General features: G+C 59.6%; 22 protein-coding genes. 12 read left to right on the top strand and 10 right to left on the bottom strand.

The window, feature by feature from the left end:
- Positions 1-79 precede the first annotated feature (79 nt).
- Entirely contained in the window at positions 80-565 is a 486-nt protein-coding gene (locus QN370_RS14585) for a pilin (RefSeq protein WP_416172186.1), read from the top strand.
- Between the two features lie 318 nt (positions 566-883).
- Here the strand turns inward: QN370_RS14585 and moaC are convergent, their stop codons facing one another.
- Positions 884-1,414 (bottom strand): cyclic pyranopterin monophosphate synthase MoaC, encoded by a 531-nt coding sequence (moaC, locus tag QN370_RS14580; RefSeq protein ID WP_322128703.1) that lies wholly within the window; start codon positions 1,412-1,414, stop codon positions 884-886.
- Positions 1,415-1,480: 66 nt separating this feature from the next.
- Here moaC and QN370_RS14575 point away from each other — a divergent pair, with 66 nt between their 5' ends.
- From QN370_RS14575 to QN370_RS14565, 3 genes are all read left to right on the top strand, one after another.
- A complete protein-coding gene (locus tag QN370_RS14575) occupies positions 1,481-3,052 on the top strand; it encodes a M48 family metalloprotease (protein ID WP_416172166.1) in 1,572 nt (523 codons plus the stop codon).
- Between the two features lie 354 nt (positions 3,053-3,406).
- Complete coding sequence (gene polA / locus QN370_RS14570) at positions 3,407-6,151, top strand: DNA polymerase I (RefSeq protein WP_322128702.1); 2,745 nt, start codon at positions 3,407-3,409, stop codon at positions 6,149-6,151.
- Positions 6,152-6,239: 88 nt separating this feature from the next.
- On the top strand, positions 6,240-7,127 hold the full coding sequence (locus QN370_RS14565) for a dienelactone hydrolase family protein (RefSeq protein WP_322128701.1): 888 nt from the start codon (positions 6,240-6,242) through the stop codon (positions 7,125-7,127).
- 143 nt (positions 7,128-7,270) lie between these two features.
- Here QN370_RS14565 and QN370_RS14560 read toward each other — a convergent pair whose 3' ends face one another.
- The gene (locus tag QN370_RS14560; RefSeq protein ID WP_322128700.1) at positions 7,271-8,122 is read right to left on the bottom strand and encodes an outer envelope protein; all 852 of its coding nucleotides are present in this window, start codon (positions 8,120-8,122) and stop codon (positions 7,271-7,273) included.
- A gap of 290 nt (positions 8,123-8,412) precedes the next feature.
- A complete protein-coding gene (locus tag QN370_RS14555) occupies positions 8,413-8,907 on the bottom strand; it encodes a DUF4164 family protein (protein ID WP_322128699.1) in 495 nt (164 codons plus the stop codon).
- 294 nt (positions 8,908-9,201) lie between these two features.
- Between QN370_RS14555 and QN370_RS14550 the strand changes: the two genes are divergently transcribed.
- The 5 genes from QN370_RS14550 (at position 9,202) to QN370_RS14530 (ending at position 14,318) form a co-directional block, all read left to right on the top strand.
- The gene (locus tag QN370_RS14550; protein ID WP_416172185.1) at positions 9,202-10,731 is read left to right on the top strand and encodes an ABC transporter ATP-binding protein; all 1,530 of its coding nucleotides are present in this window, start codon (positions 9,202-9,204) and stop codon (positions 10,729-10,731) included.
- Positions 10,718-11,779, top strand: a complete 1,062-nt coding sequence (locus QN370_RS14545; RefSeq protein WP_322128697.1) for an ABC transporter permease — start codon at positions 10,718-10,720, stop codon at positions 11,777-11,779. Before QN370_RS14550 ends, QN370_RS14545 begins: the two co-directional genes overlap by 14 nt.
- Positions 11,779-12,696, top strand: a complete 918-nt coding sequence (locus QN370_RS14540) for an ABC transporter permease (RefSeq protein ID WP_322128696.1) — start codon at positions 11,779-11,781, stop codon at positions 12,694-12,696. Before QN370_RS14545 ends, QN370_RS14540 begins: the two co-directional genes overlap by 1 nt.
- 138 nt (positions 12,697-12,834) lie before the next feature.
- Positions 12,835-13,905 (top strand): BMP family ABC transporter substrate-binding protein, encoded by a 1,071-nt coding sequence (locus tag QN370_RS14535; RefSeq protein ID WP_322128695.1) that lies wholly within the window; start codon positions 12,835-12,837, stop codon positions 13,903-13,905.
- Between the two features lie 140 nt (positions 13,906-14,045).
- On the top strand, positions 14,046-14,318 hold the full coding sequence (locus QN370_RS14530) for a BrnA antitoxin family protein (protein ID WP_322128694.1): 273 nt from the start codon (positions 14,046-14,048) through the stop codon (positions 14,316-14,318).
- A 135-nt stretch (positions 14,319-14,453) separates the two neighbouring features.
- On the opposite strand, the gene QN370_RS14525 is transcribed toward QN370_RS14530, so the two are convergent.
- Genes QN370_RS14525 through puuE form a run of 3 tightly spaced genes read right to left on the bottom strand, consistent with a single transcriptional unit; the run spans position 14,454 to position 18,504 of the window.
- Positions 14,454-15,803 (bottom strand): 8-oxoguanine deaminase, encoded by a 1,350-nt coding sequence (locus tag QN370_RS14525; RefSeq protein WP_322128693.1) that lies wholly within the window; start codon positions 15,801-15,803, stop codon positions 14,454-14,456.
- On the bottom strand, positions 15,800-17,545 hold the full coding sequence (locus tag QN370_RS14520; protein ID WP_322128692.1) for an allantoate amidohydrolase: 1,746 nt from the start codon (positions 17,543-17,545) through the stop codon (positions 15,800-15,802). The genes QN370_RS14525 and QN370_RS14520 overlap by 4 nt, the downstream gene beginning before the upstream one ends.
- On the bottom strand, positions 17,542-18,504 hold the full coding sequence (gene puuE, locus QN370_RS14515; protein ID WP_322128691.1) for an allantoinase PuuE: 963 nt from the start codon (positions 18,502-18,504) through the stop codon (positions 17,542-17,544). Before puuE ends, QN370_RS14520 begins: the two co-directional genes overlap by 4 nt.
- 155 nt (positions 18,505-18,659) lie before the next feature.
- Between puuE and uraH the strand changes: the two genes are divergently transcribed.
- The gene (gene uraH, locus QN370_RS14510; protein ID WP_322128690.1) at positions 18,660-19,013 is read left to right on the top strand and encodes a hydroxyisourate hydrolase; all 354 of its coding nucleotides are present in this window, start codon (positions 18,660-18,662) and stop codon (positions 19,011-19,013) included.
- A 10-nt stretch (positions 19,014-19,023) separates the two neighbouring features.
- On the opposite strand, the gene dapB is transcribed toward uraH, so the two are convergent.
- Together dapB and QN370_RS14500 are read right to left on the bottom strand one after the other, a co-directional pair.
- Positions 19,024-19,830, bottom strand: coding sequence for a 4-hydroxy-tetrahydrodipicolinate reductase (gene dapB / locus QN370_RS14505; protein WP_322128689.1), 807 nt, complete (start codon positions 19,828-19,830; stop codon positions 19,024-19,026).
- A 19-nt stretch (positions 19,831-19,849) separates the two neighbouring features.
- Positions 19,850-20,467: an outer membrane protein assembly factor BamE gene (locus tag QN370_RS14500; protein ID WP_416172165.1), complete on the bottom strand. Its 618-nt coding sequence runs from the start codon at positions 20,465-20,467 to the stop codon at positions 19,850-19,852.
- Between the two features lie 82 nt (positions 20,468-20,549).
- Between QN370_RS14500 and fur the strand changes: the two genes are divergently transcribed.
- Positions 20,550-20,978 carry a ferric iron uptake transcriptional regulator gene (gene fur / locus QN370_RS14495; protein WP_322128687.1) on the top strand — a complete coding sequence of 143 codons (429 nt, stop codon included), beginning with the start codon at positions 20,550-20,552 and terminating at the stop codon, positions 20,976-20,978.
- Between the two features lie 50 nt (positions 20,979-21,028).
- Here the strand turns inward: fur and hrcA are convergent, their stop codons facing one another.
- Positions 21,029-22,051, bottom strand: coding sequence for a heat-inducible transcriptional repressor HrcA (gene hrcA / locus QN370_RS14490; protein ID WP_322128686.1), 1,023 nt, complete (start codon positions 22,049-22,051; stop codon positions 21,029-21,031).
- Between the two features lie 9 nt (positions 22,052-22,060).
- A complete protein-coding gene (locus tag QN370_RS14485; protein ID WP_322128685.1) occupies positions 22,061-22,783 on the bottom strand; it encodes an HAD family hydrolase in 723 nt (240 codons plus the stop codon).
- Between the two features lie 88 nt (positions 22,784-22,871).
- On the opposite strand from QN370_RS14485, the gene QN370_RS14480 reads away from it, so the two are divergent.
- Entirely contained in the window at positions 22,872-23,792 is a 921-nt protein-coding gene (locus tag QN370_RS14480) for an NAD kinase (RefSeq protein ID WP_322128684.1), read from the top strand.
- The last annotated feature ends 36 nt before the right edge of the window (positions 23,793-23,828 follow it).

Here is a 23,828-nt window from a genome sequence, read left to right as displayed (position 1 = left end):
GCTGGCATGCGGATTGCAATGGCGTACCCGTGGCAGAAACCTCTGTCTACTTCCAACGGGGATACGCAAAATGAAAACGATGAAAATGGTTAAGAAGGCACAGGCGGGTTTCACGCTGATTGAATTGATGATTGTGGTGGCGATTATTGGTATTTTGGCTGCGGTGGCTTTGCCTGCTTATCAGGATTACACGGTGCGGGCTCGTGTATCAGAGGCCATCGTTGCTGCTGATGCTGTAAAAATAACAGTCGCCGACAATGCCTCGAATGGTACTGCCTTTGCACTCGGTCTTAATGCTGGTACCACGACACAGAACATTGCGACCGCTCCAGCGGTTACTGCTTTAACCGGTGCTATTACCGTTGTTACTACAACTAGGGCAGGCGCCATGACGATTGTAATGACGCCATTCGACGGTGGCGCAGCAGGCGTACCAGGAGCAGCTCTTGCTGTGGGTACTCCTCCGGCAAATCAAATTACATGGGCTTGTTCGGCAACCCCGGCAACTGGTTTTAAATATGTTCCAGCCAATTGCCGTCAAGCCACCGCTGCAGCGCTGCTGTAAGCATACACACCAATTGCATAGAATCCGATCTGTAATTGATGACAAGATGGAGTAGTCTGGGGGGTCTCAGAGACTTTATTGTTTGAAAGATGGCGCCCGCTTAGCGGGCGTCATTTTTTGGTAGAAAAGTTAAAAATATGTTCAGCCGGAATGCAGTAAATAATACTTGGTTGGATATAGCAGAGAATTATTGTGAAGGGTAACGACGGTTCAACATTGAATATATTGGCGACCTTTGAACTGGTATTTCAGACGCGATTTTGTTTTGTTTCCGATCCATTTGAATTTCGAGAAAAGTGGAGGACCCCAGTATTGCGATCAAGCCACCCAATCCCCCGACCTTCCCCCATGCTTCTCCATCACCTTCACCCCCACAATCACCATCCCCCTATCCACCGCCTTGCACATGTCATAAACAGTCAACAGCCCCACCTGCACCGCAAACAACGCCTCGATCTCCACCCCCGTCTTGCCAAACGTCTCCACCTGCGCCGTACAGTCAATACTGTTTGACCCCGCATCCACACTGAAGTCCACCACCACCCGCGTCAGCGCCAGCGGATGACACAGCGGCACCAGTTCGCTCGTGCGCTTGGTGGCCATGATCGCGGCGATGCGGGCGATGCCGAGGACGTCGCCTTTTTTGGCGGTGCCGGACTGGATCAGCGCGAGGGTTTCAGGCTTCATCCGGATCGTGCCGCTGGCAATCGCGACGCGGTGAGTTTCGGCTTTGCTGCCGACGTCGACCATGTGGGCCTGGCCGGCGCTATCGAAATGGGTCAAGCCGTCGTGGACAGGAACAGAAGCGGGAGCAGGAACAGCGTCAAGCGGGGTGGTTTTGATCGTCATCAGAAGTCGAAAAAGCAGGGGTGGCAGGAGCGGCGCGTGTGGCCGGCGAGCGGGTATCATAGCATCGTGAAATCACTTTCCGACTACCCACCCAAGTCCCCGTTGCGCCTGTCTGTGGTCTGCCGCGCGCTGGCAGTAGTCGCCGCTATTGCGTGCGTGTCGTTGCCGCACTTGCCGGCCCGCGCCGAAGCCAATCTCAATGACAATTCCCGCTTGCCCAGCCTCGGGGACTCCGAGCGCGAATCCTTGTCGCCGCTGACCGAGCGCAAGCTGGGCGAACACATCATGCGCGAGATCCGGCATAACCCGGATTATCTCGAGGATGCGCCGACGCTCGAATATCTCAATGATTTCGGCAACCAGTTGCTGGCAGCGCGACCCGAAGCGCGTGGCGAAGCAGGCTACGATTTTTTCTTTTTCGCGGTGCGCGATCCGATGCTCAATGCCTTCGCGCTGCCGGGCGGTTTCATCGCCGTACATTCGGCCTTGCTGCTGGCGGCGCAAACCGAATCCGAACTGGCCTCAGTCGTCGCGCACGAGATCGGCCATGTGGCGCAGCGCCACATCGCCCGCATGCTCGGCCAGCAAAAACAGGACATGCTGATTCCGCTGGCGGGTGTGATCCTGGCGGTGCTGGCCGCGCGCTCCAGTTCGGATGCCTCGGCGGCGTTGCTGATCGGATCGCAAGGCGTGGCACTGCAGCGCCAGCTTAATTTTAGCCGCGATGCCGAGCGTGAAGCCGACCGCATCGGTTTGCAGATCTTGCGCGACGCCGGGTTCGAGACGGCCGGCATGGTGACTTTTTTCGGGCGCATGCAAAGCGCCTCGAACGGGTATTCGGATTTCCTGCCGGCCTACTTGCGCTCGCATCCGCTAACCACCGAACGCATCGCCGATATCGAAGCGCGCACGCGTGACCTGCGCTACCGCCAGCATGCCGATAATCTGGACTTCCAGCTGATCCGGGCGCGCATGCGCGTGCTGCAGGACGACAGCGCGCAAGGCTGGCGCGATGCCAGCGAGATCTATGCCGCGCAATTACGGCAAAAAACCCGCACGCAAACAGTCGCAGGAAAATACGGGCTGGCGCTAGTGGCATTGCGGCGCAACGAGTACCCGCAGGCGCTGGCATTGCTGCAGGAAGCGCGCACCGCACTGCGCACCGGCGCGCCGCGCAATGATGGCAACAGCAGCGTGCTGGATTATCTGGAGATCGACCTGTTGCTGGCGTCCGGCAAGCATGCCGAGGCGGTCAGCGTGGCCGATGCTGCGCGTAGCCGTTTTCCGCTATCACGCGGATTGGCGCGGCGCTATGCCGACGTGCTGGTTGCGGCAGGGCGCAGCGACGATGCGGTCACGTATTTGCGTGACCAGGTCCAGTTGTACCGGAGCGACCCGCAATTGCAGAGTCAATTGGCCAAGGCGTATTCGGCGCAGGGCAAGCGTGTGTTGCAGCATCTGGCATTGGCCGAATCGTATGCACTCGATGGCAGTCTGCAAGCGGCGATGGACCAGTTGCGCATCGCCCGCACAGCGCCGGATGCGACGTTTTATGACCAGGCGCTGGTTGATGCGCGGGAGCGTGATCTGGAGGTGCGCTGGAAGGAAGAGCTGGCTAATAGCAAGCGGGAGAAGTGATTGGGGTGAGCGGTGCATTTGGTGCAATGCCCTCCGGTTATTGCACCCTACGCGATTGCGCTTCGGTTTTTGCCTTCGACGCGGCTGCGGTTTTTCCAACAGTCGCACAGCTCATCGACAGCAATCAAGGTCGGATTAATTTTCGCGATACGGCCTGCGAAATAAAACTCTGACCTCGTGAACTCGCGCTTACCGTCAGTGGCCTTCGGTATTGCTTGCCGGCTATGTCGAACCGCTCCGCGTACCGCAACATGTGTGCCATCGTGCTAGCACGAGGGTCAAGTCTGCGATAATCATGCCGATCACGACGCGGCCTGACCGCGTCCATACCCTTCAATTTCCGGTCCGCTCCCCATGCAAAATACCCTGTTGTTAGTCGATGGTTCCAGCTACCTGTACCGTGCTTTCCATGCGCTGCCCGATCTGCGCAACAAGGAAGGCGCGCCGACCGGTGCGCTGTACGGCATCATCAACATGCTGCGTCGCCTGCGCAGCGATTTTCCGGCGGCCTATATCGCCTGCGTTTTCGATGCCAAGGGCAAGACGTTCCGCGATGACCTGTATGCCGAGTACAAGGCGCAGCGCGCGTCGATGCCGGAAGACCTCGCACGTCAGGTCGAACCGATCCATGAAGCCGTGCGGGCGATGGGCTGGCCGCTGATCATGGTCGAGGGCGTCGAAGCCGATGATGTCATTGGTACGCTGGCCGTCCAGGCGGTCAGGCACGGTATGAAGACCGTGGTCTCGACCGGCGACAAGGATCTTGCGCAACTGGTCAACGACGACGTCATGCTGATCAACACGATGAGTAACGAGCGCCTCGACCGTGACGGTGTGCTGGCCAAATTTGGCGTGCCGCCCGAGCGCATCGTCGATTACCTGACCCTGATCGGCGACACCGTCGACAACGTGCCGGGTGTGTCCAAGGTCGGGCCGAAGACGGCCGTCAAATGGCTCACGCAATACGGCACGCTTGATGGCATCGTCGAGAATGCCGCCAATATCGGCGGTGCGGTCGGCGAGAATTTGCGCAAGGCGCTGGACTGGCTGCCGCAAGCCAAAGTGCTGATCACCGTGAAGACCGATTGCGACCTCGATGGCCACATGGTGTCGATCCCGGAATCACTGGTGGCCAAGGAGCAGGACCCGGCGAAGATGATTGATCTGTATGCGCGCTTCGGTTTCAAGACCTGGCTGCGCGAGGCGACGGCGGCTAGTGCCGAAGAGGTCACGGCCACTGCCGCACCTGCTGACGCACAAACCGGCTTGTTCGATGCGCCGGCTGCACCGGCAGAACAGCATTACGAAACTATCCTGACCGAAGCCGATCTCGATCGCTGGCTGATCCGCATTGATGCCGCCGCGCTGACTTCCATCGATACCGAAACCACCTCGCTGGTACCGCTGCAGGCGCAGCTGGTAGGTATCTCGCTGTGCTGCGAGCCGGGTACTGCTGCGTATATTCCGGTTGCGCATCGGTATGCAGATGTGCCGGCGCAGTTGTCGCGCGAACTGGTGCTGGCAAAAATGCAGGCCTGGCTGGAAGACCCGAGCAAGCCCAAGGTCGGCCAGAACCTGAAGTACGACAGCCATATTTTTGCCAATCACGGCATCACGCTGCGCGGCATCGCGCATGACACGATGCTGCAATCCTACGTGTTTGAGTCCCACCGCAGTCACGACATGGATAGCCTCGCATTGCGGCATCTGGGTCGCACCACGATCACGTTCCAGGAAGTCTGCGGCAAGGGCGCGTCGCAAATCTGTTTCGATCAGGTCGACATCACCCGGGCGACCGAGTACGCCGCCGAAGACGCTGACATCACGCTGCAATTGCATCAGGCGATGCTGCCGCAAGTGACGAGCGACGAAGGGCTGCTGTTCGTCTACGAAAAAATCGAAGTGCCGACGGCGGTCGTGCTGCAAAAGATCGAGCGCAACGGCGTGCTGATCGACACCGGCATTTTGCAAATCCAGTCGCATGAGCTGGGCAAGCGCATGCTGGAGATCGAGACCTCGGCCTACGAGCTGGCCGGCCAGCCATTCAACCTGAATTCGCCAAAGCAGATCGGTGAAATTTTCTTTGAAAAGCTGCAGCTGCCGGTGGTCAAGAAGACGCCGTCCGGCGCGCCGTCGACCGATGAAGAAGTGCTGGCAAAACTGGCTGAAGATTATCCGCTGCCAAAAGTACTGCTCGAATACCGCAGCCTGTCGAAACTGAAATCGACCTACACCGACAAGCTGCCGAAAATGATCGATCCGACTACCGGCCGGGTCCACACCAACTACGCGCAGACGGTGGCGGTCACCGGCCGGCTGGCCTCGAACGAACCGAACCTGCAGAACATCCCGATTCGCACCGCCGAAGGCCGACGCATCCGCGAAGCCTTTGTCGCACCGGCTGGCAGCGTGATCGTCTCGGCTGACTATTCGCAGATCGAATTGCGCATCATGGCGCACCTGTCGGGCGACGCCAACATGCTGCGCGCGTTTGCCGACGGCATCGACATTCATCGCGCCACCGCCGCCGAAATTTTTTCGACCAGTGCTGCCGACGTGACCACCGAACAGCGCCGCTACGCCAAGGTCATCAACTTCGGTTTGATTTACGGCATGAGCGCATTCGGACTGGCCGGCAATCTCGGTATCGAGCGCGGCGCAGCGCAGAGCTATATCGACAAATACTTCGCACGGTTTTCCGGGGTCAAGCAATTCATGGACGAGACGCGCCTGAAAGCCAAGGCGCATGGCTATGTCGAAACTGTTTTCGGTCGTCGCTTGTGGCTACCTGAAATCAATTCACCGAATGGTCCGCGCCGCCAAGGTGCCGAACGCGCCGCGATCAACGCGCCCATGCAGGGGACAGCGGCTGATCTGATCAAGCTGTCGATGGTGGCGGTACAAAGTTGGCTAGAGACCGATGGCCTCAAGTCGCTGATGGTGATGCAGGTGCACGATGAGCTGGTGCTCGAAGTGCCACAGGACGAGCTGGAACTGGTGCGGGTGAAACTGCCGGCGCTGATGGCCGGTGTGGCTGACTTGAAGGTGCCGCTGACGGCGGAAGTCGGTATCGGCAAGAACTGGGATGAAGCACACTAAAACGCATTGAGGCGCGCCGGCCGGCGATTGGCTATGATTGCTGCTGCACTTTTCGTTGACTGTTTGCTCACTTCACCAAAGGAACGCCATGGATGATCACCAGAAGCAGGACGCCGCATCACTGATCGGCGCCAGCGCCTTCCCCGATGGCTTTGACCGTCGCACTTTCATGAAGGTCTCGATCGGCACCGGCTTTGCAGCTGCCGTCCTGCCGGTTGCGGCACAGACCATGATCATGACGGATACCGACGGCCTGACCGCCGGCACCATCAACGTCACCGTCAATGGTCAGGACGTGCCGGTCTATCGCGCACAACCTGCCGGCAAGAGCAACCTGCCAGTGATCCTGGTGATTTCCGAAATTTTTGGCGTGCACGAACACATCGCCGATGTGGCGCGACGCTTTGCCAAGCTCGGTTACCTGGCGCTGGCACCGGACCTGTTTCTGCGTCAGGGCGATGCCAAGGCAGCGATCTCGATCCCGGAGCTGATCAAGAACGTCGTCTCGAAAGTCCCCGACGCGCAAGTGATGACTGACCTCGACGCGGTCGTTGCCTACGCAAAGGCCCATGGCGGCGATGTCGAACGGATGGGTATCACCGGATTCTGCTGGGGCGGAAGGATTACCTGGCTGTATTCTGCCCATAACCCGCAAGTACGCGCCGGCGTGTCATGGTACGGCCAGTTGCAGGGCACCCAGTCGGCACTCAACCCGATGTCGGCAACTGAACTGGCACCGACGCTGACCGTTCCAGTACTGGGCCTGTACGGTGGCAAGGACACCGGCATTTCGCAGGAAAGCATCGCGACGATGAAGGAAGCGCTGGCCAAGGGAAAGAGCAAGTCCGAATTTGTCGTGTTCCCGAATTCAGGTCACGCGTTTCATGCCGACTATCGGGCCAGCTATGTCGAGGCCGATGCGAAGGAGGGCTGGAAAAAATGCCTGGCGTGGTTCAAGGCGCACGGGGTCGCGTAACCGGCAAATGCAAGCGCAATGAAAAAGGCCACCGCCCGGCAATTGCCGTGCGGTGGCCTTTTTTTTATGAAGCAGTCGTAGGGTGCAATAACCGTAGGGCATTGCACCGAATGCACCGCTTGCGGTTGGTTAACCTGTCTGTGTTAAAAGTGATATTCGAGCCGAATCATCGGTGTGCTGGCCTTGGTGCCGGCGATCGATGCAGAGCTGCCGAACTTGTTTTTCCAGTACTGATATTCGACGCCCAGACGGAACGTGTTCTTGCCCATGCCGGACAGCGAACCAACGTCGAACATCACTTGCATGTCGACATCGGTTTCCGGTGAAGTGCCATTGCCGACTTCGTCTTTGCCCTTGGTGGTGATGAAATTGGCATAGCCTTCAAATGAAGTCGGTACAGCGCTTACTGGCAGCGGGATCGCCCAGGCGGCGCTGAGCATCGGGTGCAACTTGTAGGTATAGCGATCGTTGATGAAATACGGCTGGTTGCTCTCCCTGAGCATCAGCACGCTCAGGTTCAGGAAGCCGGGGACGTCCATCATCAGTGTCGGGCCGAGTACCAGCATGCGTTTCTTCGATCCGTAGCCGGCATCGTTCTTGGTATTGACATCAAATCCGCCGGTAATGCCAACGCCGCGTACCGGACCGAAAGCGATCGGGGATCCGGTGATCTTGCCGATGTCGAGCGTATGGCGATACACCACGTAAATTTCCTGCGCACCGCCAGAGCTACCGGCTTTGGCCGGGTCTTTGCTATCCGACAGCAGCACGTCCACGTTAAGGAAGTTGGTGCCGTATTGGTAGCCGCTGGCATGGGTCAGCGAAAAAATATTCTTGCTGATGTCGGTCGGATTGTATGGCTCGGCGAACTTCGTACCGTAGCGGTAACCCAGATAGGTATCGCTCCAGTCGGCTGCCTGGACAGCGCCACCGGCGAGCATCAGAGTAGCGAGGGCAGCGGCAGAGACAAACGGGCTTTTCTTGAGACAGGACATGACAACTCCATTTTGGTTTTTATCAGCGGGCGACGGGCGTTTGGGTGAAGCCAGAAAGGCTGGCAGCGGAGCGATCATGCGGGAACTGCACTATTTCGTCAGTGAAAGTTTTGAATAGTGGGTATAAGGATGAGCTGATGTCAGTCAGCGTAAAGACGTCACGCCAGCACGGATGCGGGTCTGGCGGTTACAGAGGAATTGTTACTGGATTGCGCGATGTAAAAATACAACACTTAGAGCAGGAGAGTAGAGCGGGGCTCGGTTGGCACAACGTCGGGATGCCGATCGGATCAGTGCATGAAAAGCTTGAACAGGACTGTGAAGAGCAGTCCGATCGTGGTGCCGGTCATCCATTTCAGCAGAGAAATATCGCCGTTCATACTAGTGAGCCGGTTATCGACCTTGCGGGCATAGGCTGCCAATTTGTTGTCGCTGCGCAGTTCCTGATTGTCCATTTTGCTTTCCAGGCGTTGTTCCAGGTTCTCAAGTTTGCTGTCGATACGCTGTTTCAGGCTGTCAATTTTGCTGTCGATACGCTGTTCCAGGCTGTCAATTTTGCTATCGACGTGTTGTTTCAGGTTCTCAATTTTGCTGTCAATGCGTTGTTCCAGATTGTCCATTTTGCTGGAAAGATTCTGGTTCAGGGCACCCAGATCATCCGGTGTGGCGACCGACTTTCCCAGTACGTCGCCAAGCAACTGCGCTTGCAGTTCGGCCTGCGGAACCGGCAAGCCAGTCGACGCCAGTTTCTTTGCGTAATCGAGTGTGTCGAAGGGGTGACTCATGATCATTCAGGCTCCTTGGTGTCAGGATAGCAGAGGATTTTCAGGACGATACCCGAGATCGCCGTTTTTGCGATGCCCGTTGGTTGTGCCGTGACGCTCCCGATAGCAAAACCGAAAAAAAGACCATGCCGCTGTGGTTTTTATAAATTCCTGCCAGTCATCGATTCTGCAGCTATATGTCGTTCGCACTATCCGTCATCACCGCATTCGCATATTGAAGCGGATAATCCGGCGTACTTTAACGAGAGAAAAAATCCGGGACTTACCACGATGAGCGATGAATCCGCACCCGACATGCCGCCCCGCCTGACGCTGCGCGCAATAACCAAACGCTATCCGGCCGTGATTGCCAATGACTGCATCGACCTGACCGTGCAACCCGGCGAGATCCATGCCGTGCTTGGCGAGAACGGTGCCGGTAAATCGACACTGATGAAAATCATCTACGGTGCGGTCAAGCCCGATGCCGGCGTACTCTGCTGGAACGGTGTCGCCACCACGATCGACAATCCGGCTGCTGCACGCGAGCTCGGCATTGCGATGGTGTTCCAGCATTTTTCGTTATTCGACACCCTCACCGTGGTGGAAAACATTGCGCTCGGTTTGCCAAAGGGCACGCGTCTCGATGAGCTGGCCTTGCGTATTGCCGCCACCGCGGCCGAATACGGACTGGCGCTTGAACCGCAACGGCATGTGCATACCTTGTCGGTCGGCGAATGCCAGCGCGTCGAGATCGTCCGTGCGTTGCTGGCCAAACCGCAATTGCTGATTCTGGACGAACCAACCTCGGTGCTGACACCGCAAGCAGTCGACAAATTATTCGAGACCTTGCGCAAGCTGGCCTCGGAGGGCTGCAGCATCTTGTACATCAGCCACAAGCTCGATGAAATCCGTGCGTTGTGCCATACCTGTACGGCCATGCGCGGCGGCAAAGTCACCGGCGTGTGCGATCCGCGTCAGGAAACAGCCGCCAGTCTGTCGCGCATGATGATCGGTGCCGAACCGCCGGCGATGCAGCATGTCGCGCGCAAACCCGGCGCGACAGTGCTGGCCGTGAGGCAGTTGTCGCTGCCTAAAAATCATCCGTTTGCCACCGCCTTGTCGGACATCAGTTTTGATGTGCATGCCGGTGAAATACTCGGCATCGCCGGTGTCTCCGGCAATGGCCAGCAGGAATTGCTGGCCGCCTTGTCGGGCGAAGATCCGCGTGCCGAACCGGCCATGATCGCACTGCACGGCGAACCGGTCGGCCGCATGAATGCCGCCGGTCGACGCGCGCGGGGAATGGGGTTTGTGCCCGAAGAACGGCTCGGGCGCGGTGCGGTACCGGAACTGTCGCTGGCTTTGAATGTGCTGTTGTCGCATCAGACCCCGGCGACCGTGCGGTATGGGATGGTGCGTTTCAAGGCCATTGCCGGGATCGCTGCAAGCGTGATCGCGCGCTTCAATGTGAAGGCGGCCGGTCCGCATGCCGCCGCCAACAGTCTGTCCGGTGGCAACCTGCAAAAATACATCGTCGGGCGTGAAATCCTGCGCGCGCCCACCATGCTGCTGGTGGCGCAGCCGACCTGGGGCGTCGATGTCGGCGCTGCCGCCCAGATCCGCGCCGAACTGCTGGCCTTGCGTGATGCAGGGTGTGCGTTGCTGGTCATTTCCGAGGAACTCGACGAATTGTTCGATATTGCCGACCGCCTGATTGTGATTGCCAAGGGGCGGGTGTCGCCACCCGTTGCGCGGGCCGATGCCACCATAGACCAGATCGGTCAGTCGATGAGCGGGATGTGGAATGCCACCAGCAAGGAGGTCGCGCATGCTCAGGCTTGAAGCGCGCGCCAATCCGTCGGCGCTGATGGCGTGGTGTTCGCCGCTGCTGGCGGTGCTGCTGACGGTGCTGTGCGGTGCGCTGCTATTCATCGCGCTGGACAAAAATCCGCTGACCGGCCTGTCGGTCTTTTTTATCGAACCGTTGAAGACGCTGCGCGGCTGGACCGAAGTCGGTATCAAGGTCGCGCCGCTGCTGCTGATCGCCATCGGCCTGGCCGTCTGTTTTCGCGCCAATGTATTCAACATCGGCGCCGAAGGGCAACTGGTGGTTGGTGCGATCGCCGGTGGTGCCGCAGGGTTGTACTTTGATGATGGCTCCGGCGGCGGCGCGCTGCTGATCACGGTCGTGCTGGTGGCCGGCATGCTGGGCGGAATGGCCTGGGCAGCGATGACCGCTTTCTTGCGTGACCGCTTCCACACCAGCGAAATTCTGGTCTCGCTGATGCTGGTCTATGTCGCGCAGTTGCTGCTGAGTTACCTCGTGCATGGCGTATTGAAAGACCCGGACGGCTTCAATTTTCCGCAGTCGAAAATGTTCTCCGACGGCTTTTTGCTGCCGATCCTGGTGCCGCAGACACGTCTGCATATCGGCATCCTGCTGGCGTTCGGTGCGGCGCTGCTGGCCTGGATATTCCTGTCCAAAAGTTTTGCCGGACTGCGCTTGCAGGTCGGTGGCATGGCGCCGCTGGCGGCGCGCTACGGTGGCTTTTCATCGCGCGCCTCGCTGTGGACGGCGATGCTGATCTGCGGTGCGCTGTCGGGGTTGGCTGGCGTCTGCGAAGTGATCGGCCCGATCGGACAACTGACGCCGTCGGTCTCGCCTGGTTACGGTTTTGCGGCGATCATCGTCGCCTATGTCGGCCGCTTGCATCCGGTCGGCGTGATTTTTTCGAGCTTCATCATGGCGCTGTTTTACATCGGCGGCGAACTGGCGCAATCGCGTCTGGGCATGCCGAGCGCGATCACTGGCGTGTTTCAGGGCATCTTGCTGTTTGCCTTGCTGGCTTGTGATGTCCTGATCCGCTATCAACTGCGCTGGAGAAAATAATGGAATCCTTTGCTCCGCTAATTGCGGCATCGATCAATGCCGGCACGCCCTTGCTGCTGGCCGCGCTCGGTTTGCTGATCAATGAAAAATCCGGCGTCGTCAACCTCGGTGCCGAAGGCATGATGCTGATGGCGGCCGTGATCGGTTTTGCGATCACGATCCACACCGGCAGCGTGCCGCTGGGTTTCGTTGCGGGTGCGCTGGCCGGTGCGCTGCTGGCCGGATTTTTTGCGCTGATGACGGTCTGGCTGGGCACCAATCAATATGCGACCGGGCTTGCGTTGTCGCTGTTCGGTGCCGGTGCCTCGGCTTATATCGGCATCAGTTATGTTGGTCAGAGCCTGCATAACACCCGCTCGGTCGTGCCGTTTCTGGGCGATCTGCCGTTTGTTGGCGCGGCGCTGTTTCGCCAGCATCCGATGGTCTATCTGTCGGTGGCGCTGTGCGGCGCGATCATCTGGTTTTTGTACCGCACGCGCGCCGGCCTGATTCTGCGCGCAGTGGGCGAGTCGCCGTCGTCGGCCCACGCACTGGGTTACAACGTGCGTCGTATCCGCTTGGCGGCGCTGCTGTTTGGTGGTGCCTGTTGCGGCCTGGCCGGGGCGTTTCTGTCGCTGGTCTACACGCCGTTGTGGGTCGAAGGCATGGTGGCCGGACGCGGCTGGATCGCGCTGGCACTGACCACCTTCGCGACCTGGCGACCGGCACGCGTACTCAGTGGTGCCTACCTGTTCGGCGGTGTCACCATCCTGACCTTTCACTTGCAAGGGTTGGGCGTGCCGATTGCGTCGCAATTGCTGTCGATGCTGCCGTATCTGGCGACTATCGTCGTGCTGGTGCTGATCTCGCGCAACGCCAACTGGATCAGGCTGAACATGCCTGCTTCGCTCGGGAAAAATTTCAATCCGAATCAGTAATCATCGATACACGCTATATGCACTTCGATATGGCGTGCAAGATGCGCATCGCCATAATGTCCAACGCTGCAGCGTTTTTCCCGCGTGCTGCAGTACCTTCCATTGACCTGTCGCGGGAGCCACACCTTGAGGAATACCATGTTTAAAAATGTCGTTCGTGGCGCTGTTTCTGTCGCCGCCCTGTTGTCGGTGAGTGCCTTTGCCGCCGAACCGCTCGGGGTCGGTTTTGTCTACGTCAGCCCGATCGGCGACGCCGGCTGGACCACCCAGCACGACATCGGCCGCAAGGAAATGGAAAAGAATCTCGGTGCCAAGGTCAAGACCAAGTTCGTCGAAAACGTGCCCGAAGGTGCGGACGCCGAACGCGTCATCCGCGACCTCGCACAGCAAGGCAACAAGCTGATCATCACCACCTCGTTCGGTTACATGAACCCGACGCTGAAAGTCGCCAGGCAATATCCGGACGTGAAGTTCATCCACCTGACCGGCTACAAGACTGCCGCCAATGTCGGTGTCGCCAATGCACGGTTCTATGAAGCGCGCTATTTGTCGGGCGTGCTGGCCGGAAAAATGTCGACCACGCATGTGGCCGGTTACGTCGCTGCGTTCCCGATTCCCGAAGTACTCCAGGGTATCAACGCCTTCACGCGCGGCATGCGCAGCGTCGACCCGAAGGCCGAAGTCAAGGTCATCTGGGTCAATAGCTGGTTCGATCCGGGCAAGGAGCGCGATGCGACCTTGACCTTGATCGGGCAGGGTGCCGACGTCGTCACCAACCACACCGACTCAACCGCCGTGATGCAGGCCGCCGAAGAAAAAGGCAAGTACGCGGTAGCCTACCATTCCGACATGAAAAAGTTCGGCCCGAAAGCCCAGCTAGGCGCGGTCACCCATCACTGGGGTGCGTATTACACCGGGCAGGCGCAGGCAGTCATCGACGGCAAATGGAAACCAACCACGGTCTGGGGTGGCATCAAGGACGGCATGGTCAAGTTTGAAAACATCAGCGCTGCAGTACCGGCCGATGTGAAATTGCTGGTCGCCACCAAAGAGAAAGAAATCATCGCCGGCACCCTCGTGCCTTTCGCTGGTCCGGTCAAGGATAACGAAGGCAAGATCCGGCTGGAAAAAGGTCCGATGAGCGATGACGCGCTGAGCAAGATGGATTATTACGTGGATGGTGTGGCGGGGAAATTACCAGCGAAGTAATTGATGGAGTTGTCGATGTTCATCAATGCATCCGGTGCAATGCCCGTTGGTTATTGCACCCTACCTTCCGCTAATATTTGTCCCGATCCGACCACCACGGCGCGACGAAACGTGTCGCGTAATCAGCATGAGGAAAGCAAATGAACGCGAAATCAAAAGATTTACTCAAAGCCTGGGTTGATCCGGATGACGCTCCGGAGATCACTGAGGCCTTGATCGCCAGCGGGAAATGGAAAGTTGGCGGTCGTGTTGTTACCCGTAGCGAGGCGCTGGCGGAACTTGGCATGGAGGGCAGTGCAACGGTCACTCTCGACACGGAAGTCGTTGACGCGTTTCGACGCCACGGTGAGGGCTGGCAAGCAAAAATGAATGCAGCATTACGCGAGTGGCTGGCGACGCATCAGGTCATTTAATCCGCAACATCGCACTGGCGACGTTCCTCAATGCATTCGGTGCAATGCCCGTTGGTTATTGCACCCCACACCCGTTCCTAGCGTAGGGTGCAATAACCGCAGGGCATTGCACCAAATGCCCTGTCTCCGCTTATTTCACCCCACCAATTCCGCCGCCAGCCGGTTATGCCGCTCCCGCACCCGTCCCAAATCCACCGTCACACAACGCCCATCCCGCACCACCACGCGTCCATTGATGACACTGTGCGCAACATGCGTCGGGGTACAAAACACCAGCGCCGCAACCGGATCATGCAGCGCGCCGGCATAGCCGATCTGGTCCATGTCAAACATCACCACATCGGCTGACATGCCCGGTGCGAGCGCGCCGATGTCGTCGCGGTTCAGCACTTTCGCGCCGCCGAGCGTGGCCATTTCCAGCGCCTGGCGTGCGGTCATCGCGGCTGGTCCGTAGCCGATCCGCTGCAACAGCATCGTCTGCCGGACTTCGCCGAGCAGGTGTGCGCCATCGTTGGAAGCGCTGCCATCGACGCCGAGACCCACCGCCACGCCGTGATCAAGCATCGGCCTGATCGGCGCGATGCCGGAAGCCAGGCGCATGTTCGAGCACGGACAATGCGCGACGCCGGTGCCGGTGCGGGCGAACAGTGCGATGCCGGCCGGATCAATCTGCACGCAGTGCGCGTGCCAGACATCGTGGCCGACCCAGCCGCACTCCTCGGCATATTCAGCGGGCGTCATGTTGAATTTTTCGCGGCTGTAAGTGACGTCACTGCTGTTCTCGGCCAGATGCGTGTGCATCGATACGCCATGGCTGCGTGCCAGCCGTGCCGACTCGCGCATCAGGTCTTGCGAGACCGAAAACGGCGAGCACGGTGCGACGACGATGCGCTGCATCGCGTGGCGCTGGCTGTCATGGTAAGTCTCGATCAGACGCTGCGTGTCGCGCAGGATCGCTGCCTCGTTTTCGACCAGCTGGTCCGGTGGCAGTCCGCCATGCGACTGGCCGACACTCATTGCGCCGCGTGCCGCATGAAAGCGCATGCCGATTTCCTGTGCCGCAGCGATGCTGTCATCGAGCCGGCAACCGTTCGGAAAAATATACAGATGGTCGCTGGTAGTGGTGCAGCCCGACAGCATCAGTTCGGCCATCGCGGTCTGGGTCGACGCATGAATCATCGCTGGTGTGAGTCCGGCCCAGATCGGATACAAGTGGACTAGCCAGTCGAACAGCGCGGCGTCCTGCGCGGCAGGGATCGCACGGGTCAGGCTCTGGAACATGTGGTGATGGGTGTTGACCAGACCCGGCAGCACGACGTGTCCGGTCGCGTCGATGACGGTGTCGGCGTGATCGGGCAGTGCGGCGCTGAGGCCGACCTGCTCGATCACGTTGTCGCGGATGAAGACCGCACCGTCGGCGATTTCACGCCGCTGCGCATCCATCGTTACCAGCACGCGGGCATGGCGGATCAGTAGCGTGCTCATGCTTTTGATTTGAAGTGGCGCAGGAAATCGAGCAGGATTTGCGCCGACAATTCAGCGTCATCCGCAGTCATGGTTTCCAGCGGATTGTGGCTGATGCCGCCATTGCCGCAGCGCGTGAACAGCATGGCGATATCGGTCAGCGTGACCAGTGCCATCGCGTCATGGCCGGCACCGGACAGCAGCTCGAAGGCCGTCACACCAGCGCGTTCGGTGGCGGCGCTCAGTTGCTGCATCAGCCACGGTGCACAGGGTGCGGCCGCGGCACGCATCGTCAGTTCGCGCTGGACATCGACCTGACGTCGGGCGCAAATGGCATCGATGGTGTGCAAGATGTCGGCCACGGCCGCTTCGCGCACCGCGTCATCGGCGGCGCGGATGTCGAGTGACAGATGACATACGCCGGGGATCACGTTGACCGAACCGTTCGGCACCTGCAACTGACCGACGGTGCCGACCAGCGACGGCGCGATACTGCAGCGCTGTTCGACCGCGAGGATGATTTCGGCGGCTGCCGCAGCGGCATCCTTGCGCATCGTCATCGGTGTGGTACCGGCATGGCTGGCCACGCCGGTCAGGATAAGTTGGTAGCGCGAGCTACCGGCGATTGAGGTGACGATGCCGACCGGTAGATTGCGTTGCAGGAGCACCGGCCCCTGTTCGATATGGACTTCGATGAAGCCAAGATAATCAGCCGGATGGCGGGCGATGGCGGCGATCTGCGTGAAGTCGTGGCCGGCGTGTTCGAGCGCGTCGCGCATCGTGATGCCATCGGCATCGGCACGCGCCAGCAGCGACATGTCGAAGTGACCGGTGATCGCATTACTGCCGAGGAAAGTGCTTTTGTAACGCACGCCTTCTTCTTCGGCAAAGCCGATCACTTCGACGTGAAACGGCAAGGTCTCGCCGCGTTCGTGCAGGTGCCGGATCACCGCGATCGGCAACAGGATCCCTTCGCGGCCATCGTAGGTGCCGCCGTTGCGCACCGTATCGTAGTGCGATCCGGTCATCAGGGTTTTTGCCTGTGGATCGGCGCTGCGGTAGACGCCGACCACGTTGCCGACGGCGTCGATGCGCGCGTCCATGCCCGCGTCCTGCATCCATTGCAGCAGTTGCGCGGCAGTTTTGCGGTGGGCTGTCGTCAGGTAGGCGCAGGTCAGGCCGCTGGCATCATCTGACCAGGCACCGAGGGTGTCGCTCCAGCCCATGATTTGCAGACCCAGCAACGGCTGGCAATCGAACAGGTCATTGAGGCGCAGTTCGGCGATACGGTGAATCTGGCGCAGGTTTTCGGCGATCTCGTCGCTGCGTTGCTGTTTGAGCCGGCGCGTGAACGAGGCGATGATGGCGGTGCGCGACAGGCCGCTTCCATCCGGGCCCTTGACCGCGATGATGAATGGGAAATCGAAACGTGCCTGGTAGTCGGCATTGCATTGCTGCAGCGTCGCGTACTCGTCCGGGCTGCACAGGTGCAGTCCGGCAGCCGCCTGCTCGCCGGTTGATTCGGTGGTCAGCACCGCTTTGCCGGCCAGCTCCGGATGGGCGCGGATCAAGCTCAGTTGCTCGGCTTCGGTGGCGGCGCTGACGGTGGTCTGCAATGCCATTTTCAGAGCGGCCAGCGTACGGAACGGACGGGCGGCAGCGGTGCGTTCCGGTATCCACGCCGAGTGTTCGTAAATGCCGCCAAGCGTGCTGGCAAAGGTGGTGCTGTCGGTGTTGTTGAGCGTCGCTAAAGTGATGGTCATGCGGAAGCCCTTGCTGGATGAGTGGTGTGCCAATGGTTGGCGATGTCGATGCGGCGTGTGATCCACACCTTGTCATGGGCCTGGACATAATCGAGGAAGCGGCTCAGCGCGGCGAGGCGGCCGGGTCGGCCAATGAGTCGGCAATGCAGACCGATCGACAGCATTTTTGGCTGGTTCAAGCCGTCCGGATCGCCTTCTTCGTAGAGGACATCGAAGGCATCTTTCAGGTAATCGAAGAACTGCGTGCCGGTGTTGAATCCCTGCGCGGCGGCGAAGCGCATGTCGTTGGTGTCGAGCGTGTACGGCACGATCAGGTGCGACTTGCGTTGCGGCGAGCCATCGGCGGCGGTGATGTCGACCTGCTGCCAGAACGGCAGATCATCGGCATAGCTGTCGGCGTCGTAGCTGAAGCCGCCGTGCTCGACCAGCAACTGGCGCGTGGCCGGCGAATCGCGTCCGGTGTACCAGCCCAGCGGCGCAGCGCCGGTGAGTTCACGCAGGATACGGATCGCCTCGGCCATGTGAGCCCGCTCGGTAGCGATATCAACTTGCTGGTAGCTGATCCAGCGCAAGCCGTGACAGGCGATCTCGTGGCCGAGCTGGCTGAAGGCGGCGACGGCTTCCGGATGGCGTTGCAAGGCCATCGCCACAGCGAAGATTGTCAGCGGCAACTGGCGTTGCTCGAACAGGCGCAGGATGCGCCACAGGCCGGCGCGCGAACCGTATTCGTACATCGACTCCATGCTCATGTGCCGCATCGGGAAGGCTTGGGCACCGATGATTTCGGACAGGAAGGTTTCCGAGGCCGGGTCGCCATGCAGCACGCAATTTTCGCTGCCTTCTTCGTAGTTGAGGACGAATTGCAGCGCGATGCGAGCGTGGTTCGGCCAGTGCGGATGGGGCGGATGGGCACCGTAGCCAATCAGGTCGCGTGGATAATTCGGGGGGGTGTCGGTCAAGCGTTACCTCGTAATCAGTGGAGCCATGGAGGGAAAAATTGACGCAGCAATACCGTTCATGATGATACCTATACGCCAGATACTATAACGGCTGGCACGCGCGCCACTATGCTTGAACCAATAAGCAGTTTCACGCAATCGATATGGAGGTCAAGATGGGCAAGCTCAGTACCCACGTGCTGGATATCACCAGCGGCACACCGGCAGCCGGTGTCGTCATTGAATTGCACGCAATCGAATCGGCCGGGCGGCGTTTGCTGCGCCGTGTCGTCACCAACAGCGACGGGCGATGTGACGCGCCGCTTCTGGCAGGCGACGCGTTGCTGGCAGGTTCGTACGAACTGGTGTTTGGTGCGGGGGATTACTTCGAGGCGCAAGGCATCGTGGTGCCGCTGCCGCGCTTTGTCGACCGGGTCACGCTGGCCTTCGGTATCGCCAACCCGGCCGAGAATTATCATGTGCCGTTGCTGGTCTCGCCGTGGGCGTACTCGACCTATCGCGGCAGCTGATCTGTCCTGATTAGCGCAGGCCTAGCACATCCTGCATGTCGAACAGACCGGTCGTTTTGTCGGCCAGAAAGCGGGCGGCGCGCAAGCTGCCGTGGGCATACGTGACGCGGCTAGACGACTTGTGCGAAATCTCGACGCGCTCGCCGATGCCGGCAAACAGCACCGTATGATCGCCGACGATATCGCCGCCGCGGATGGTGGCAAACCCGATCGATGACGGATCGCGTTCGCCGGTGACGCCGTGACGTGCAAACACGCCGACGTCATCGAGGTTGCGACCCAGCGTGTTGGCGATGACTTCGCCCATTTGCAGCGCCGTGCCGGACGGCGCATCGACTTTCATGCGGTGATGGGCTTCGATGATTTCGATATCGTAGCCTTCCGAAAAACTCTTCGCGGCCATTTCAAGCAACTTCATCGTGACGTTCACGCCAACACTCATGTTGGGCGCAAACACGATTGCCGTGCGCTCGGCTGCCGCGGTGATCGCGGCCTTGCCGGCCGCGTCGAAGCCGGTGGTGCCGATTACCATCTTGATGCCATGCTGGGCGCAGTACGCCAGATGTTCCAGCGTACCTTCCGGACGGGTGAAGTCGATCAGGATATCGGCATCGGCGAGGCCCTCGGGGAGCGTCGCGCAAATGGCGACGTCGCTGGACTTGCCGAGGAAAGCGGTGACGTCGGTTCCGATGGCTGGTGCGGAGGCGACATCGAGTGCGCCAGTCAGGCGCAGGTCGGTAGCGCCGAGAATGGTTTCGGCCAGCATGCGACCCATGCGCCCGGAGGCGCCGGCGATGGCGATTTTCAATTCAGTCATGGCGATGGTCCTGGAAACGTTATTGCGGCTGACGGGCTGACGACGGAGCCACCGGAACCGCAGGGGCCAGCGGCTTGGTTTTTTCCGGCACGCCGCCGGCCAGGATTTCGAGGTAGTCGACTTCGGTTGGCAAATTGCCGCCTTCAAAGCGGCTCACGACGCCATCCTTGAAGAACACGGTGACGCGGCTCGATAGCACTTCGTCGTTACGCTTGAGCATCCGGAACACGTAGTCCCAGCGGTCGGCATGGAAGATATCGGCAATCAGTGGCGTACCCAATGCAAAGCGCACCTGGTCTTGCGTCATGCCTTCCTTGAGTTGCAGGACCATTTCTTCGGACACAAAATTGCCTTGCGGGATATCGATGCGATACGGCGACAGGATGCCGAGGAAGCGGCGGGCGCTGGCCGGTGTAGTCCGTTTCAGTCCGGCATTGGCGGTAGCGGCACTGGCCGTGTCGGTCGTGGTATCGGTCGTCGCTGCGCTGGACGGTGCGGCAGCCATGCCGGCCGGTGCTTCCATCAGCGGATTTTTGGACGCGCATCCGGCCAGTAGTGCGATGCTCAACAAGCCCGTTAAAGCGATGCCAGGCAGGGCAGGACGAGCGGTAGGGCGGGAGAAAACGGGGGGCAGCATGTGCATTGAGAATCTCGATTGATTGAGCCGAAGCGCCAAAGCGCTATATCATAAAGCAGTTACCCATTACCTAGCCAAGAACATGTCCAACAATCCAGCTGACCTTCGCGCCAGCGGCCTCAAGGCCACGCTCCCGCGCCTGAAAATCCTGGATATCTTCCACAACAGCGGTGTACGCCACCTCAGCGCCGAAGATGTCTACAAAATCCTGCTGACCGAAAACATGGATGTCGGCCTCGCGACCGTGTACCGCGTGCTGACCCAGTTCGAGCAGGCCGGCTTATTGAATCGCAACCACTTTGAAACCAACAAGGCGGTCTTTGAACTGAACGAAGGCAGCCATCATGATCATCTGGTTTGCCTCGACTGCGGGATGGTCGAAGAGTTTTACGACGAAGATATTGAGCTGCGTCAGCAGAAAGTAGCCATTGATCGCGGCTTTACGATTGCCGACCATTCGCTGGCGTTGTATGGGCATTGTACGAAGCAGGATTGCGTGCACCGCGCTTAAACTGGTCGCGTACCCTACGACACTTCATCCTGCCTACGCGCGCACCGAGATTAAGAATGACTCAACGCACTCGACAACAACTTCGCCGTGATATCGACAATCGGGATCACGCGCTCGTAGGCCATCCGCGTCGGGCCGATCACGCCTAGCGTGCCGACCACGCGACCGTTGATCTCGTACGGTGCCGTGACGATACTCATTTGATCGAGTGGTACCAGGCTCGACTCCCCGCCAATGAAAATCTGCACGCCGGTGGCGCGACTGGATAAATCGAGCAACTGGAGCAGGCTGGTTTTTTGCTCGAACAGGTCGAACAGTTTGCGCAGCGAAGTCATGTTCGATGAGAGTTCATTGACGCTCAGCAGGTTGCGCTCGCCTGAAATAATCACTTCATCGCTGTTGTCTGCCATCGCATCGCTTCCGACTTCGACCGCTGCTTGCATCAGCGGCGTCATGTCGTCGCGCAGTTGGCGCAGTTCGTTTTGCAGCCGGTTGCGTACATCGCTGAAACTCAGCCCGCCGTAGTGAAGGTTGATGAAATTGGCGGCCTGGACCAGCTGCGACGGCGTGTAGTCAACATCGCTCAGCAGCAGCCGGTTCTGGACGTCGCCATTGGGCGCAACGATCACCAGCAGCACGCGTTTTTCTGACAAGCGCAGGAATTCGATTTGCTGGAACACGGATTCGCGGCGCGGCGTCAGCACCACGCCGGCGAATTGCGAGAGCGACGACAGCACTTGTGCCGCACTGGCAATGACTTTCTGCGACGAGCCACTCTGCAGGCGTGTTTGCAACCGCGCTTCAAGCAGGCTTTCGTCGATCGCATCGACGGTCAGCAGCGTATCGACAAAAATCCGGTAGCCGCGCGGTGTCGGCACGCGTCCGGCAGAGGTATGCGGACTGGAGACGAAGCCCATTTCTTCGAGGTCGGCCATGATGTTGCGGATGGTTGCGGGCGACAGGTCGAGACCGGAAATCTTGGCCAGCGCGCGCGAGCCAAGTGGCTGGCCGTCCGCAATATAGCGTTCGACCAGAGTTTTCAGCAGGGTTTGGGCACGGGCGTCTAGTTGCATTTGAGTATTTTAACGAGCGATGGGAGGTGCGACCAGCATTATCCGGCCAGCTAGCCAGTGTTCCAGTTCGAGCAGGCTGGTGCAACTCGCATCAGGACGGATATGGTCCGGTAACACGCGGTCGAAGCGGTTCATCCAGACCGCGCGCAAGCCGGCTTTTTGGGCACCGACGACATCGAGATGCGGATCGTCGCCGACATACACCGCTTCGGCGGGATCGACATCGAGCGCTGCGCAGGCGGCCTGGAAAATCGCCGGGTCGGGTTTCGCGCTTCCGAACTGATGGGCGGCGATCGAGACACGGAAGTGACCGGCCAGCCCGATTGCGACGAGGTCGGCCGACCCGTTCGAGATCGTGCCCAGTGACACTTGACGGGCCAGTCGTTCCAGCGCGGGCGTGACATCGTCGTACGGAACCACGGCATTGCGGGCCTCATTGAAGATGGCCATTGCACCATCGATGTGGACCGGATCGGCATCGCTGGCATGGAATGCTTCGGTCAACCCGGCGTGGCGCAGGCCGGGCAGGTCGATCCGGTAGCGCGGTTCTTGTTCCATCAGTGTCATGCGACGTGCGCGCAGGGTTTCTATGCTGTGGTCGCGCGCGACCGCGGGCGCGAACTCGCGCAGCCAGTCGAACAGCAGGGTTTCGGCGCGAATAATGGTTGGCACGATAGGCCACAGCGTATCGTCGAGGTCGAACAGAACTGCCTTGATCGGTGCTGGTTGCATGGCGTGATTTTCTTCCGGATGAAATACAGAGGTTGGTCCACTGTCGGCTTACTTCAAGTGGGCGGCAAATTATGGTCTAATCCGAGTCATGTCGCTCCCCATTCCATCCGGCTTGCCGGTCCCTCCGCTAAAAACGATCGCCATCGTCGGCAAACCGACTGCGGCGGGCATTGCGCAATCACTGTGCGAGATTGCTGATTTCCTGGTCGCCACCGGTCATGTCGTGATACTTGAACACGAGACGGCGCTGTCGACCGGGATGACCGCATATCCGCAAATGACGCCCGAACAGATCGGCACCAGCGTCGATGCGGCGATCGTCGTCGGCGGCGATGGCACGATGCTGGGCATTGCCCGCCAGCTCGCACCGTTCGATATCCCGCTCATTGGCATCAACCAGGGCCGGCTCGGTTTCATGACCGATATTCCGCTGGACCGGATGATGCCGCTGTTGACGGCCATGCTCGATGGAAAAATCGAGTCCGAGCGCCGCAGTCTGCTCGAAGGGGTGGTCTATCGCGAGGGCAAGCCGATCTTCGATGCGCTGGCATTCAATGACGTGGTGGTCTCGCGCGGCACCGGTTCCGGCATGGTCGAACTGCGCGTCGATGTCGATGGTCACTTCATGTACAACCAGCGTTCCGATGGCCTGATCGTGGCGACGCCGACCGGCTCGACCGCCTACTCGCTGTCGGCCGGCGGTCCGTTGCTGCATCCAAGTCTGGGTGGCATCGTGCTGGTGCCCATTGCGCCGCATGCGCTGTCGAACCGGCCCATCGTGCTGCCTGACTACAGCGAAATTGTCATCACCGTCATCAGTGGCCGCGATACCAGCGTCAATTTCGACATGCAGTCGCTGGCCAGTCTGCAACTGCATGACCGCATCGTGATCCGCCGTTCAGCCCACACGATCACCTTCCTGCATCCGCCCGGCTGGAGTTATTACGATACGTTGCGCGAGAAGTTGCACTGGAATGAGTACCCGTCGGTGGAAGGCCGACTAAAATAGCCGCTCCGATCACGCCGCCCGTGAGTCCCTGACCAC

Source organism: Actimicrobium sp. CCI2.3 (assembly GCF_035019065.1).
Classification (GTDB): Bacteria; Pseudomonadota; Gammaproteobacteria; order Burkholderiales; family Burkholderiaceae_D; genus Actimicrobium.
The sequence above is the reverse complement of the archived record's forward strand: the minus strand, read 5'-3'. Positions and strand labels throughout refer to the sequence as shown.